Annotated in this window: 11 protein-coding genes; 9 read left to right on the top strand and 2 right to left on the bottom strand. The window is 59.0% G+C overall.

Annotated features, from left to right (window positions below; translation table 11 throughout):
* The first annotated feature begins 170 nt into the window (after positions 1-170).
* From ftsE to DESPR_RS04795, 4 genes are all read left to right on the top strand, one after another.
* Positions 171-920 carry a cell division ATP-binding protein FtsE gene (ftsE, locus tag DESPR_RS04810; protein ID WP_015723689.1) on the top strand — a complete coding sequence of 250 codons (750 nt, stop codon included), beginning with the start codon at positions 171-173 and terminating at the stop codon, positions 918-920.
* A 3-nt stretch (positions 921-923) separates the two neighbouring features.
* On the top strand, positions 924-1811 hold the full coding sequence (locus tag DESPR_RS04805) for a cell division protein FtsX (RefSeq protein WP_015723688.1): 888 nt from the start codon (positions 924-926) through the stop codon (positions 1809-1811).
* Complete coding sequence (locus tag DESPR_RS17045) at positions 1808-2983, top strand: murein hydrolase activator EnvC family protein (protein ID WP_015723687.1); 1176 nt, start codon at positions 1808-1810, stop codon at positions 2981-2983. The genes DESPR_RS04805 and DESPR_RS17045 overlap by 4 nt, the downstream gene beginning before the upstream one ends.
* A gap of 189 nt (positions 2984-3172) precedes the next feature.
* On the top strand, positions 3173-4501 hold the full coding sequence (locus tag DESPR_RS04795; RefSeq protein ID WP_015723686.1) for a S41 family peptidase: 1329 nt from the start codon (positions 3173-3175) through the stop codon (positions 4499-4501).
* Positions 4502-4578: 77 nt separating this feature from the next.
* On the opposite strand, the gene era is transcribed toward DESPR_RS04795, so the two are convergent.
* Positions 4579-5478 carry a GTPase Era gene (gene era / locus DESPR_RS04790; protein WP_015723685.1) on the bottom strand — a complete coding sequence of 300 codons (900 nt, stop codon included), beginning with the start codon at positions 5476-5478 and terminating at the stop codon, positions 4579-4581.
* Positions 5479-5601: 123 nt separating this feature from the next.
* Between era and DESPR_RS04785 the strand changes: the two genes are divergently transcribed.
* From DESPR_RS04785 to hemB, 5 genes are all read left to right on the top strand, one after another.
* Entirely contained in the window at positions 5602-7605 is a 2004-nt protein-coding gene (locus DESPR_RS04785; RefSeq protein ID WP_015723684.1) for a ribonuclease catalytic domain-containing protein, read from the top strand.
* Positions 7606-7840: 235 nt separating this feature from the next.
* Complete coding sequence (locus DESPR_RS04780) at positions 7841-8416, top strand: DUF4390 domain-containing protein (RefSeq protein ID WP_015723683.1); 576 nt, start codon at positions 7841-7843, stop codon at positions 8414-8416.
* Between the two features lie 17 nt (positions 8417-8433).
* Positions 8434-10656: a sensor histidine kinase gene (locus DESPR_RS04775; protein ID WP_015723682.1), complete on the top strand. Its 2223-nt coding sequence runs from the start codon at positions 8434-8436 to the stop codon at positions 10654-10656.
* A gap of 77 nt (positions 10657-10733) precedes the next feature.
* Positions 10734-12098: a sigma-54-dependent transcriptional regulator gene (locus DESPR_RS04770; RefSeq protein ID WP_015723681.1), complete on the top strand. Its 1365-nt coding sequence runs from the start codon at positions 10734-10736 to the stop codon at positions 12096-12098.
* Between the two features lie 137 nt (positions 12099-12235).
* On the top strand, positions 12236-13216 hold the full coding sequence (hemB, locus tag DESPR_RS04765; RefSeq protein WP_015723680.1) for a porphobilinogen synthase: 981 nt from the start codon (positions 12236-12238) through the stop codon (positions 13214-13216).
* A gap of 45 nt (positions 13217-13261) precedes the next feature.
* On the opposite strand, the gene DESPR_RS04760 is transcribed toward hemB, so the two are convergent.
* Positions 13262-14041: an alpha/beta fold hydrolase gene (locus DESPR_RS04760; protein WP_015723679.1), complete on the bottom strand. Its 780-nt coding sequence runs from the start codon at positions 14039-14041 to the stop codon at positions 13262-13264.
* Positions 14042-14138 lie beyond the last annotated feature (97 nt).

Below are 14138 nucleotides of genomic sequence, written 5' to 3'. Positions count from 1 at the left end.
GAGGCCGTGTTGCCAGGGCATGCTTCGGTTGCACATCCGGAGAGAAAAAGCTATGGACTTAAAAATATTAATCTTTTAAATATAAAAACATCTAGCAGCAGGATACCGTTGCCTTGCGGCATGCAGCCCAAGTCCTTACCTCTCTTTTCTTTCATGGCACCAGCGAACCAATGAGCACGGACACCTCTCCACCCGATGTCATGATTGACCTGATCAAGGTCAGCAAGATCTATCCCCCCGATGTTCAGGCCATCACCGACGTTTCGCTCACGGTCCGCAGGGGAGAAATTGTTTTTCTCACCGGCATGAGCGGCGCCGGCAAGACCACCTTGTTGCGCCTGATCAGCCGGATGGAAAAACCGAGCAAGGGGATGATCGATGTGGCGGGCATCGATGTCGCCAAACTGCCGCCGCGCAAACTCCATCTTCTCCGCCGCAAGATCGGCATGGCCTACCAGGATTTCAAACTGCTGCCGGAGCGGACAGTGGCCGACAATATCGCCATTGCCATGGAGGTTGTTTTTCGTTCCCGGTCGTTCATCGAAAAACGAACACGGGAGTTGCTCGAACAGCTCGATCTGGTCCGGAAGCACGCCACCCGAACCGGAGAACTGTCGCGGGGCGAACAGCAGCGGATTGCCATTGCCCGCGCCGTCGCCAACTCGCCGGAAATCATTCTGGCCGATGAACCAACCGGCAACCTGGATGCCGAAACCACCGCTCGGGTGATGGCCCTGTTCCATCAACTCAACCGTCAGGGCACCACCATTGTCATTGCCACCCATGACCAATCCCTGTACCAACAGAACGACCATCGGGTGATTGAACTCCATTGCGGCCGATTGCGTTCTCCGCTGCATGCGGAATTGCCGGAAGATGCAGAATCCGACGAACGCTCCGTCCCTGTTTCCGAGGTGTGATCGATGCGTTTTTTCCTTGTTATGCTCCGCCATGCCTGCCGCAACATGCTGCTGACCTGGAAGTCGCAATGCATGACCCTGTTCACCGTTTCCCTGTCGGTCCTGATCTTTTCCTTCTTCTATCTGATTTATGCCAATGCCCTGCAGATCGGCAGCGAGCTCGACGACGACCTGCGGCTGATCGTCTATCTCGACGAGGAACCGACCCCTCCGATGCAGGAGGAGTACCGGGACAAGATCCTCAAGTTCGACCAAGTGGAACGGATCGAATTCGTCGACAGCCTCCAGGCCTTCAAACGCTTTGAACGGCAGCTCGGCGACAGCAGCGATATCCTGACCGGCGTCCCCACCGATTTTCTGCCCCCTTCGATTGAGGTCTATCCGATCCGATCCCTGGACAGCCTCTCGCGGATCAAGCGTTTTTCCGACTACCTGCAAACATTGCCCGGCGTGCTCAAGGTCCAGTACGGCAAGGAATGGATTGAGCGTTTCTATTCGTTCGTCCAACTGATCCGGGTGGTCATCCTGCTCTCCGGATCACTGCTGATCATGACCACCACCTTCATGGTGGCCCACACCATCCGCCTGACCCTGGTGGCGCGGCAGCAGGAGTTGGAACTGCTCCGTCTGGTGGGTGCCACCAACAACTATATCCGCACGCCCTATCTCCTGGAAGGCGCCATGCAGGGATTGCTGGGCGGAGGCCTTGGCATGGCGGCCCTCCTCCTGCTGTTCAATTGGATCAAACTGCAGTTTGCCGGGCCGGCGACAACCAGCCTGCTGTCGTTCACCTTCTTTTCCTGGCCGGTGGTCCTCCTGATTGTCGGCGCCGCCACCCTTCTCTGCGCTGCCGGCAGTTTCTCGGCCATCAGACGATTTCTCCAACTATGAGCAAACGCCTCCTGAACCTATTGCTGACCGTTGCGGTCATGCTCGCCGGCTTGCTGGCACCGTCGCCTTGCCCCGCCGAGACGGCCGAACGCGGCCATGCAGAGGCCCTCAACATCGGCAAACTCCGCTTCGGCATCAAGCAACAGGAACTGATGCTCGAACAAAGTGCCCAAGAGGAGCGGTCCCTGCTCGACGAACTCCAGCAGATGGAGGAAAAAATCGCGGTCCACAAGGGCAAGGTCGATGAATTCAAAGAAAAAATCCGTCAACAAGAACAGGTGCTGGCCGCCAAGGAACGGGAACTGGCGTCTCTCATGGAAAGCAACGAAGCCCTGCGCCAGCACCTGCTCAAACGCCTCAAGGCCTTTTACATCATGGGCAGAACCGGTTTTCTCAACGTTACCTTTTCCGGTAAGCCCTTGCCGGATCTGCTTCTGACCCTGGATGGCTTTCATTCGCTGATCACCTACGACCAGGCGCTGTTCAAGACTTACCGGGAAAGCCTGACCACCCTGCAGCGGACGCGGCAATCGAGCGAACTGGAAAAAGGAGTGCTGGAAAATTTCCTGGCCGACGCCGACAAGGAGAATGCGGCTCTCCAGCAGGCCGCCGAAGAAAAACAACGGATGTTGCAGCGCGTCCAGACCCAGAAAGACCTGTACGAACAAGCGCTCAAAGAGATGCGGAAGGCGGAGAACCGGTTAGCCTCCACCCTGGCGACAACCACCAGGACAAATGGGCAAAAGGGCCAGGGATTTCAACTGACCAAGGGAAAACTGTCGCCACCGGTCTGGGGCGAGGTGGTCTCCCGCTTCCGCGACAGTTCCGCCAGCGACGGCGACATGACGTTCGCCAACGGTATCTCCATCGCCACCGGCGAACGGACCGAGGTCTACGCCGTCTATGAGGGAACGGTACTCTTTGCCGATACCATGCGTGGATACGGAAAGATGATCATCATCGACCACGAGGGGCAATACTTCACCGTCTACGCGCGACTTGACGCGATCCGGGTACGCCAAGGCGATCCGATCACGCAAGGACAGATCATCGGTACCACCGGCAGCACCGACACGCTGTTCGGCAGCGGCCTGTATTTTGAGATCCGCCACGATGCCGTGGCCGAGGATCCCCTCCTCTGGCTCAAGCCCGGATCCCTCGCCCAGCCTTGATGGTCTTCGGCAAACGGGATTTTCCGGCCCATGGCGAATATCCGTTGCCTCGCCTTTGAAATCCCGTTAAGTTGTGGAAACAAGTAAGCTTCAATCCATTCCCGTTCACCGCGATCCAATTCGTCGCGTTGACTGCTTTCCGTCTTCTTGGGGCTTTTTTCTCTTCTCTTCCCGGTTAGTGATGACCACATGAAACACCCGATTGTCCTGCTGATCACCTTCCTGTGTTTCTTGACCACCCCTGTCCGCGCCGACGAGGGCAAACAGGAGCGAGACCTGTACAGAGACCTGGAAACCTTTGCCAATGTACTGACCTTGATCCAACAGTACTATGTCGAGGAGGTGGATTCAGGCAAGGTGATCACCGGTGCGATCAACGGTATGCTGGGGTCGCTCGACCCCCATTCCGCCTATATGACAGCGGAGGATTTCAAGGACCTGGAAGAAGAAACATCAGGCAGTTTCACCGGCATCGGCATCGAGATTTCCATCCGTGACGGCATCCTCACCGCAGTCGCCCCGATCGAGGGAACGCCCGCGGACCGGCAGGGCATCCGGTCCGGCGATCAGATCGTGCGGATTGACGGCGAACTGACCAAGACCATGACCCTGTTGGAGGCGGTCAAGAAATTGCGGGGTGAAAAGGGCACATCGGTGACCATCACCATCCATCGTCAAGAATGGAGGGAGCCCCGGGATTATACCCTGATTCGGGAAGCTATCCCCTTGTTTTCGGTGAAGTCCATGGAATTGGATACGGGGTTTGCCTATATCCGCATTTCCAATTTTCAGGCATCCACCACCAAGGATGTGCGTAGCGCCCTCAAAGACCTCAAGAAAAAATCTGCCCTGCGGGGATTGATTCTCGACCTGCGCAACAATCCGGGTGGACTGCTTGACCAGGCGGTCAAGATCGCCGACATTTTCCTCGACAAGGGGGTCATTGTCTCCACCAAGGGCAGAAACAAGGAGGAGCAGATGGTTTTTGAGGCTCATCCGGACGACAGCCACAGTGATTTTCCCATGGTGGTCCTGGTCAACGGCGGCAGCGCCAGCGGCTCGGAAATCGTCGCCGGCGCGCTCCAGGATCATAAACGGGCAATTATTCTTGGCACCACCACCTTTGGCAAGGGGTCGGTCCAAACCATCCTGCCGTTGCCCGACGGCGCCGGTCTTCGCCTGACGACCGCCAAATACTACACCCCCAGCGGTGATTCAATCCAGGCCACCGGCATCAAACCCGACATGGTGGTGCCGCTCACCACAAACGAAACCAAGGACGCACCGCTGTCTTCCCCTGTCACCACGCGGGAAAAGGATCTGCCCCGTCACCTGGAAAATGAAGCCGCCCAACCTTCTCCCCCCCCGGGCAAAAACGAGGAAGCCGTGGAGGACCAGGAAGAAAGTTTCAAGAAAATCAACGATATCAAACAGATTGCACAACGATTAGAACAGGACAACCAACTGCGCACCGCCTTGATCATTCTCAAAAGCCTCAATCTCACCGACCAGCGCTAATCGAGAAAAAAGCATGAGCACGGCCTCGGTACGCTGGACGCCCGACCAAGCGGCGCCAAGACGAGCCGTTGGGTCTCTCACCCAAGCCCCAGTTCCCTAAGAATGGCGGGATTGCCGGTCCAATTTTTCCTCACCTTGATCCACAGATGCAGCCGCACCCGGCAACCGAGCAGCTGCTCGATCTCCCGGGTGGCGCTTTTGCGGATCGCCGCCAACATACTGCCCTTCTGCCCGACCAGAATGCCCTTCTGCGAACTGCGCTCCACCAGGATGGTCGCCTGAATGACCACCGGCTCGCCTTCCTCGAAACTATCGATGATCACTGCGGTCGAATAGGGCACCTCATCACGGGTGAGCAGAAAGATCTTTTCCCGGATGATTTCGGCGGCGATGAACCGCTCGCTGGCATCGGTGGGGATATCCTCCGGATAATACTGGGGTCCAACCGGCAAACGGGCCACCAACTCGTCGGTCAGGGTGTCGATTCCCGTGCCCCGCAACGCCGAGATCGGCACCATGGCGGCAAAGGGGTAGAGCCTACGGTACCAGTCCATGACCGGCAGCAGCTGCGCCGACGGCAGCAGATCCACCTTGTTGAGCGCCAGCACCACCGGGCAGGTCATTTTTTCCAAATAGCCCTGAAACTCCTCGGCCCGCTGCTCCCGCTTTTTTTCCGCCCAGTCGGCGCCATCGACCAGGAAGAGAATCACATCGGCCTCGGCCAGGCTCTCCAACGCCACTCGCACCATCTGCCGGTTCATTTCCTCCCGTGCCGCATGCAGTCCCGGCGTATCAAGAAGAATCATCTGATAGGACGTCCCGGTGACAATACCCATGATCCGGTTGCGGGTGGTCTGCGGCTTGGGGGTGACAATGGCGATCTTCTGCCCCAGGAGATGGTTCAGCAGGGTCGATTTGCCGGCATTGGGCGGGCCGATGATGGCCGCTACACCGGAACGATGAGGCGTGGTGGTCAATGGTCTGTGTCCTTGTTGGAAGCGTGCGGGAAAAATCCCCGAAGAAAATAATGACAAAGAGGTGGAATCCTGCTATCGGTTGTAGCTTACCATGACCCTCGAACTTCGCAACGTGTTATACCGATGATCTCCCCCGGCAGCCTTATTGAATTCATCGACGCTGGCAGATTTTTCTGCGGGTACGTCACCGGCCTTGCCGACAGAAAGATTCATCTGCTCAGCCAGAACGGACGAGAACTCCATCTGCCGGAATCGCGGGTGCTGATCGCCTCCCGGCAACCCTGTCCGCAGCCGCCCAGCAGGGAGGCACTCACCGCGCTCCTCCAACAGCGCGCCACCGACCGGGCGGCGCTGGCCGACACCATCCGTCTGGAGGAATTGTGGCAGATTGTCAATGAGGAGGCGGATAACGAGTTTCAGCCCGACTTCCTTGCCGAACTTTTTTTCGGCGACCGCGCCACCGACGATCAACGCGCCGCCTTTCTCCGGGCGGTCTTCGCCGATTCTCTGTTCTTCAAATTCAAAAACGGCCTGATCACGACCCACAGCGCGGAGCAGGTCGAACAGATGCGTCTGCAACGGCAGCGGGAAGCGGAAAAAGCGCGACTCCTCGACCAGGCGGCCATCGGTCTGCAAAAAATCATGCGAGGGGAAGCGAGTGTCGAGGATGAGTGGCCTGAACGCGAGCGCTGTCTGCACTGGCTGGCGCAATGGGTGCTGCAGGGCAGCGAATGCGCCGAGGATGAGTTCTGCCGCCTGGTTCTGAAAAAAGCCGGCTTCACCGCGCCGCACAGCGGTCATGCGTTGCTGGTCAAGGCGGGAGTTTGGGATGCGGACGAGAACCTGGCCCTGCTTCGCTCCGACCAGCCGATCGAGTTTCCCGAACCTTGCCTGCAGCTCAGCCAATCCCTTCGCGAGGCCACCCTCGAGGAACTGCTTGCCGACGCCAAACGCAGGGATTTGCGAGCCCTCGACACCCTGACCATCGACGGCGCCTCCACCCGCGATTTCGACGATGCGGTCCATATTGTCCGCAAGGACGATGGCCACGTCGAGGTTGGCATCCACATCACCGATGTCAGCTACTATGTGCCCCCCAAGAGTCCGCTCTTCGCCGAAGCCAGGGAGCGCTCGACCTCGATCTATTTCCCCGAAGGCCACATTCCCATGTTGCCCCAGGAGCTGTCGCTCGATCTGTGCAGCCTGATTCAGGGCAAGATTCGGCCGACCATCAGTTTTCTCGTCACCTTGACCGCGACGGGCGAAATCGTTCACTCCTCCATCGTGCCGGCGGTGATCGAGGTCAAACGCCAGTTGAGCTACCGCGAGGCGGATCAGTTGATCGAGCGCGATCCCGACTTGGCGGCCCTGAACGTTGTCCGTCAGCAACTCCGCCAACAGCGGGTCGACAAGGGGGCGTTGCTGCTGTCCCTGCCTGATGTCAACATCGATATCCGCGACCGGGAGCACATTCAGGTCTATCTGTCACCGGTGGACACGCCGGCGCGCAACCTGATCTCCGAGCTGATGATCCTGGCCAACAGCCTGGCCGCCTCCTACATGGCGGCGCGGGAAGCTCCGGGCCTGTTCCGCTCGCAGCCGCCGCCGCGCCGCCGAATCATCTCCGGCGTGCAGAACAACCTGGCCGACATTGCCCATCAGCGCCGCTTTCTCGCCCGGGGCGAGCTGACCGCCCACCCCAAGCCCCACAGCGGTCTCGGCCTCAACAGCTATACCACCATCACCTCGCCGATCCGTCGCTTTCTCGATCTGGCCATGCAGCACCAACTCTGCCACATGATCCATGGCCGCGGCATTCTTTTTTCAAGCGAGGAATGCAAGACCTTTGCCGGCATCATCCAGCAGAAGCTCGGTCGCGCCAATGCCATCCGGCAGCAACGCCATCGGTATTGGATTCTTCGCTATCTCGAACCCAAGGAAGGTCAACGGATCAACGCCCTGGTGGTTGGCCAGGGAGCGAAACGGGTCAATCTACTGCTCTGCGACTGCCTGTTCGACGTCGACCTGCCGCCCAATCCGGCGTTTCCGGTCGAACCCGGCGACATTGTCCGGATCCGGCTTGCCCGGGTGCGACCGCTGGACAATCTGCTGCGGATCGAATGGTAACCGGTCCACCTGATCGCCGCCTTTCCAGGGAAAGAGGTTCCGGTCCCGTCCACTCCGGCCCATCGAGCGGCAACGGCGCCCTCCGCACCCCGTAAATCATTCAAGAGCAACAACTTGTCCCTCTTCACCCGGTCTCTTGTCATGGACAAAAGGCCGGTGATCAGGTATATGCTCAGGGTATATTTTTAGCCGTTCCACCTCCAGAGCGCGCCCGTCGCGTTCTCTTGACCATATAATGAAACGATTACACTTGCACATAGCCTTGCTCTGCGGTTTGTTGCTGCTCCTGCCTTCCAGCCTGCTGACTGCCGCCGACGAGGTCACGCCCGAGATCAAGGACATCATTGTCACCACCTCGGATGTCGACCTGTTGCTCTTTGCCACGGTGAAAAACGGTTTTACCCAGGAAATGATCGAAGGGGTGAAAAGCGGCATTCCCGTTGTCTTCACTTATCAACTGGAACTGATCAAGACCAGCGGTAACTGGCTGAACACCTCGCTGGTCGAATCCTCGGTCACCCATACGCTGAGCTTCGATGCCGAGCGGCAAGAATATCGGATCACTTTTTCCGACCAGGAAGGAAAGGCGGTGACCACCACGGATCTCGACGAGGCCAAACGGTTGACGGCCGAACTCAACGGCGTCAAGGTGATCGCTCTTTCACAGCTGATCCCCGATGCACCCTATGCCATTCATTTCAAGGTCACCCTCAAAAAGGGATCCCTGCCCCTTGGCATGCACCGGATTCTGCCCTTCTCCTCCCTCTGGGATTTCGAAACCGACTGGCGGACCATCGAGTTCAGATACTGACCCCGCTCCCTCACTGCATGCTCACCGCGGAACAGAAGAAAAAGAAACAGCGGCTGGTCCGGATCGTCATCGCCTTCTGCCTTCTCCTGATCCCGGTGCTGGGTTCCGTCCAGCGCGGACTGCTCAGCGGCGATTTTTCCCTGCCCATTTCCAGCACCATCCTCATCTTTGCCCTGATCAACATCAACGGGCTGCTGCTGTTGCTCATGCTCTACCTGGTGCTGCGCAACCTGGTGGAACTGGTTTTTGAGCGCAAACAGCATCTGCTCGGATCGCGGCTCCGCACCCGGCTGGTCATTTGCTTTGTTTCCCTCTCCCTGGTACCGACCGCGATTTTATTTCTCGTGGCCCTGCGCTTTGTCTCGACGTCCATGGATTACTGGTTCAACGCCCGGGTCGAGGAATCCCTCCAATCCTCCCTGAAGCTGGCGCAGTCGATCCTGCACGATACCGAAGAAAAAGCCGAGTATACCGGCCGGCAATTGGCGTCCCTCCTGGAGAGCGGCACCCTGCCGCTGGACAATCCGGCCACGCTCAAACGTTTTTTTGCCCAGACCCTGGAAATCGATCTGCCTGGCGCGCCGGACAGCCTCCTCCTCCTCGACAGCCAGCGCAGGCCTGTTGTTTCCGTCAAGGGACCGCGCCTGGCATCCATTGCCTCGCCGACTCTGCCCTCGGAAGCCCTGCGACTGACCGCCAACACCGACCGGACCGAACTGGTCAGCCGCCGCACCACCATTGGTGAACTGATCCAGGCAATTGTTCCGGTACAAGTCACGGTGGGCACGCCGCAAACCTGGTTTCTGATCACCACCCTGCTGTTGCCCTCGGCTCAGCTGGAAACCATGCAATCCATTTCCGACGGCATTACCGGCTACCAGCAGATGATCATGCTCAAGGCACCGATCAAGTTCAGCCTGATCATCATGCTGCTGATCATCACCCTGCTGATTGTGTTCGGCGCCATCTGGTTCGGTTTCTACATCGCCCGCAGTCTCACCGGCCCGATCAACAAACTGGCCGAGGCCACCAAACGGGTGGCGGACGGCGACATGGATTTCATCGTCGAAAAAGAGGCGGACGACGAGATGGGGATGCTGGTCGATTCGTTCAATTCCATGACCGCCGAAATCCTCGCCTCCAACCAGCAACTGGCCCGGACCCACCGGGCCTTGCAGGACAGTAACGAGGTTTCGGAACAGCGCCGCCGCTATCTGGAAACCATTCTCGAAAATGTTGCCGCCGGGGTGATTGCCCTAGACGAGAACAACCGCATCACCACCATCAACCGTTTTGCCGAGAAACTGTTGGCCATTCGCCCGGCCACGTTTCTCGGCAAGGACTTCCACGCCGCCTTGCCGAAGCAGCACGCCCTGATCGTCGAGAGCTTTCTCAGGGAGCTGCTTGAGACGGGCAAGGCGACCATCGAACGCCACCTGCGGGTGACCATCCGGCGCGGCGAGACCCTTTCCCTCCAGGTCAACGTGACCCGGATGCTCGACGACTGGCAGCACCCCATCGGCTTTGTCATCGTCTTCGACAACCTGACCAACCTGGAAAAGGCGCAGCGGCTCGCCGCCTGGCAGGAAGTGGCCCGCCGCATTGCCCATGAGATCAAGAATCCGCTGACCCCGATTCAGCTGTCGGCCCAGCGGCTGCGTAAACGCTACCTGGACACCATCGGCGAAAACCGGGCCATTTTCGATCAATGCACCGCCACCATCATTAACCAGGTGGATGAAATCAAAAACCTGGTGAGCGAGTTTTCCGACTTCGCCCGCATGCCGCAGCTGCACAAGGAACGCAAAAATCTCGGCCTCCTGGTCCAGGAAGTGGTCGTGCTCTACCAGGAAGCGCACAAACAATTGACCATCACCTGCCATGCCGACCCCGCCCTGCCCGAATTCCTCTTTGATGCGGTACAGATCAAGCGGGTGCTCATCAATCTGCTCGACAACGCGGTATCGGTGCTCGCCGGCGGCGGCAACATTGCGGTCACCCTCGGCCCAGGCGGGAACGGCGCGACCGTCCGCTTGGAGGTGGCCGATACCGGCCCAGGGATCAGCGACGAGGTCAAGCTCCGTATCTTCGAGCCTTATTTTTCCACTCGCAAATCCGGCACCGGACTGGGGCTGGCCATCGCCCACACCATTGTCAGCGAGCACGGCGGCTCCATTCGCGTTTACGACAACACTCCGACAGGGGCGGTGTTTGCGGTTGAGCTGCCGCTGGATACCTGATATGATGCCCATGTTTGCCAGCTCGCCCTCCACGGTTCGCCATTTTTCCGATTGTTCCTTGCCCTCAGTACGTCCCGATGCCCGACACCATTCTCATCATTGACGACGAAGCCGCCATTCGCGAAAGTCTTGCCGGCATTCTCGTTGACGAAGGATTCGTCCCCCTGACCGCCGCCTCCGCCGAAGAGGGGCTGCAGGTGCTGGACGAAAAAAATATCAGCTTGATTCTCCTCGACATCTGGATGCCGGGCATGGATGGGCTCGAGGCGCTGCGGCTGATCAAGCAGCGGTTCAGCCTGCCGGTGATCATGATTTCCGGACACGGCACCATCGAAACCGCAGTGCAGGCGACGCGCAACGGCGCGTTCGATTTCATCGAAAAACCCCTCTCCTATGACAAGACCATCCTCTCGATCAAAAAGGGGCTGCAGTTGGCGCAATTGGAACGGGACAACCAGTTGCTGCGCGAAAACGGACCGGCAGTTGCCCATCTGATCGGCAACAGTCCGCTGATGGCGCACCTGCGGCAGCAGATTGAACGGGTTGCGCCCACCGACGCCTGGGTCTTGATCCGGGGCGGACACGGTACCGGCAAGGAGCTGGTGGCCCAGACCATCCATCGCCATTCGCTGCGGAGCAAACACCCGATGGTGGCGGTCAACTGCGCCGCCATCCCGGAAGAGTTGATCGAATCCGAACTGTTCGGCCATGTCAAGGGCGCCTTCACCGGAGCCACGGAAAACAAAAAGGGCAAATTCGACCAAGCCAACGGCTCGACCCTTTTTCTCGACGAGATCGGTGACATGAGCCAGAAAAGCCAGGCCAAGGTGCTGCGTATTCTTCAAGAACAGAAGTTCGAGAGGGTGGGCGGTTCTCGGACCATCGAGGTCGATGTCCGCGTTCTGGCGGCCACCAACAAGAATCTGGAAGAAGAGATCGAGCAGGGTCACTTTCGGGCCGACCTGTTCTATCGGCTGAACGTGGTCCCGCTTGTCGTGCCCGATCTAGCCGAACGCCGGGAGGACATCCCGTTGCTGGTGGCCGAATTCGTCAAGCAGTTCAGTCATAAGGGTATCGGATGGCGGCACTTTTCCGCCGATGCCCTCGACATGCTGCAACGCCATCACTGGCCGGGCAATGTTCGCGAATTGCGCAACCTGGTGGAGCGGCTGGTGATCATGACCCCGGGCGAGGAAATCGGAGCGGAGGACGTGGCGCTTTTCCTCGGCAACGTGCCGCTGCATCCACCGCCGGCACAGCCTGTTGATCCGATGTACCGTCACCTCTCCTTCAAGGACGCGCGCCGCCGGTTTGAAACCGATTACCTGTCGGCCAAGATCGAGGAAAATGACGGCAACATTTCCAAAACCGCCGAACAGATCGGCATGGAACGCAGTCATCTGCACAAAAAAGTGAAGGCCTTGGGCATTGCGGTCAAGTAGGGCCGCGTCCCGCTCGCCTGCCACCCGTCACAACCGGGCCCTCGCCAGCCGAACCGGACAAGACGCACCGCACGACGTTCTTCCTTCTCGTTGCACCAGACCCGTTTCTCAACCCTTATTTCACCACGAGGTATCCCATGGTTTTTCCTGAATTCCGCCCGCGTAGAATGCGCCGCACCGAAACTTTTCGCGCCATGATCCGTGAAACCCGGCTCGTCCCGGAGCAGATGATCTATCCGCTCTTTGTCCTTCCCGGCAAGGGGCTCCGCCAGGAAGTGGCCTCCATGCCCGGCGTGTTCCGCCTGTCAGTGGACCAATTGGCCAAGGAGGCCAAGGACTGCTTGGCCCTGGGGGTCCGCTCGGTCATTCTTTTTGGCCTGCCGGAAAAGAAGGATGGCCTGGGGTCTGGGGCCTATGCGAAAAACGGCATCATCCAGCAGGCCATCCGCGAATTGAAGCACAAGGTTCCGGAGATGACCGTGGTCACCGATGTCTGCCTGTGCGAATACACCGATCACGGCCACTGCGGCTGCCTGGCCGGTCACGAGGTCGACAACGACGCCACCCTGGAACTGCTGGCCAAGACCGCGCTGTCCCATGCCCAAGCCGGCGCCGACATGGTCGCGCCCTCGGACATGATGGATGGCCGGGTGAGCGAGATCCGCACCGCGCTTGACGAGAATTCCTTTCACATGGTGCCGATCATGTCCTATGCGGTCAAATACGCTTCCGCCTTTTACGGCCCCTTCCGCGATGCCGCCGAGTGCGCCCCCCAATTCGGCGACCGCCGCTCCTACCAGATGGACCCGGCCAACAGCAAGGAGGCCCTGCGCGAGGCCACCCTCGATGTCGAGGAGGGCGCGGACATTCTCATGGTCAAGCCGGCCCTGGCCTATCTGGACATCATCAGCCGATTGCACGACGAATTCGACCTGCCGGTGGCCGCCTATCAGGTGAGCGGCGAATACGCGATGATCAAGGCCGCTGCCGAAAAAGGCTGGATCGACGGCGAACGGGTCATGGCCGAAAGCCTGATCGCCATCCGCCGGGCGGGCGCGGATATTATCCTCACCTATTTCGCCAAGGAGATGGCCAAGTTGCTGACGGAAGGCAAATAAGCAAGGAGGAAAAACAACTGCGCGCCCTGTCCTTCGGATTCTCGTTCAGCCGATGGTCTGTACACGGTTGACAAAACAGGACATCAAGTCCAGGGCCAATTCGGGAAACTCGAGATGAGGGGCATGCGCGCACCCCTCCAGCAACAAGGGGGTGGCCGGACCGCCAGATTGATCGACAATGGCATCGACCTGGGCGCGGGTGCCGTACTGATCGTCGCGGCCCTGAAGCACCAGGAGCGGCGCCTCGATGGCGGGGAGCAGATATTCGATGTTCCAGGATCGGAACCAGGGACTGGTCCAGGTTTCCGCCCAGGCCTGGAACATTGTCTCGCTCTTGTCACCGTGATATCGCGCAAGTCCCGACGTCAATTTTCCTTGGGTAAACGCCTCCCGGGCCTGCTGGATGCCATCCAGACTGACCTGCTCGACAAAAACGTGAGCCGAGAGCGTGATCATGCCTTTGAGCAAGGATGGCCGTTCCGCGCCGAAAATGAGGCTGATGCTGCCGCCATCGGAATGACCGATGAGGAGGAAGGGCTGGCCAGGGATCAGGGCTTCGATCACCCGTGGCAGTTCCTGCAGGGCGTAGGCATGCAGATAGTGGATGGTTCTACTGCGTTGAAGCGGCGACGATTGGCCGTAGCCGAGCCGATCATAGAGCAACCCTGGACAGCCGGTGCGCTCGCACAGTTGATCGGGAAAGTCCTGCCACTGATCAACGGAACCCAATCCTTCGTGAAGGAAGAGCAACCACGGACGGTCAGACCGACCGTCAATGATCTGGTAATGAAGGCGATATTGACTGTCCAGTTCAAGGAACGGCATGGCAGCTGCGTGCGGAAAAGAGCGGCACAAGCGGGCGCAGGCCGCCCGCTGTCGGCCAATGCCCCTGAAGGTGAAGAGCGGTCCCCTCACCCCTTCC

Source organism: Desulfobulbus propionicus DSM 2032 (genome assembly GCF_000186885.1).
In the GTDB taxonomy this organism is placed as follows: Bacteria; Desulfobacterota; Desulfobulbia; order Desulfobulbales; family Desulfobulbaceae; genus Desulfobulbus; species Desulfobulbus propionicus.
The sequence above is the reverse complement of the archived record's forward strand: the minus strand, read 5'-3'. Positions and strand labels throughout refer to the sequence as shown.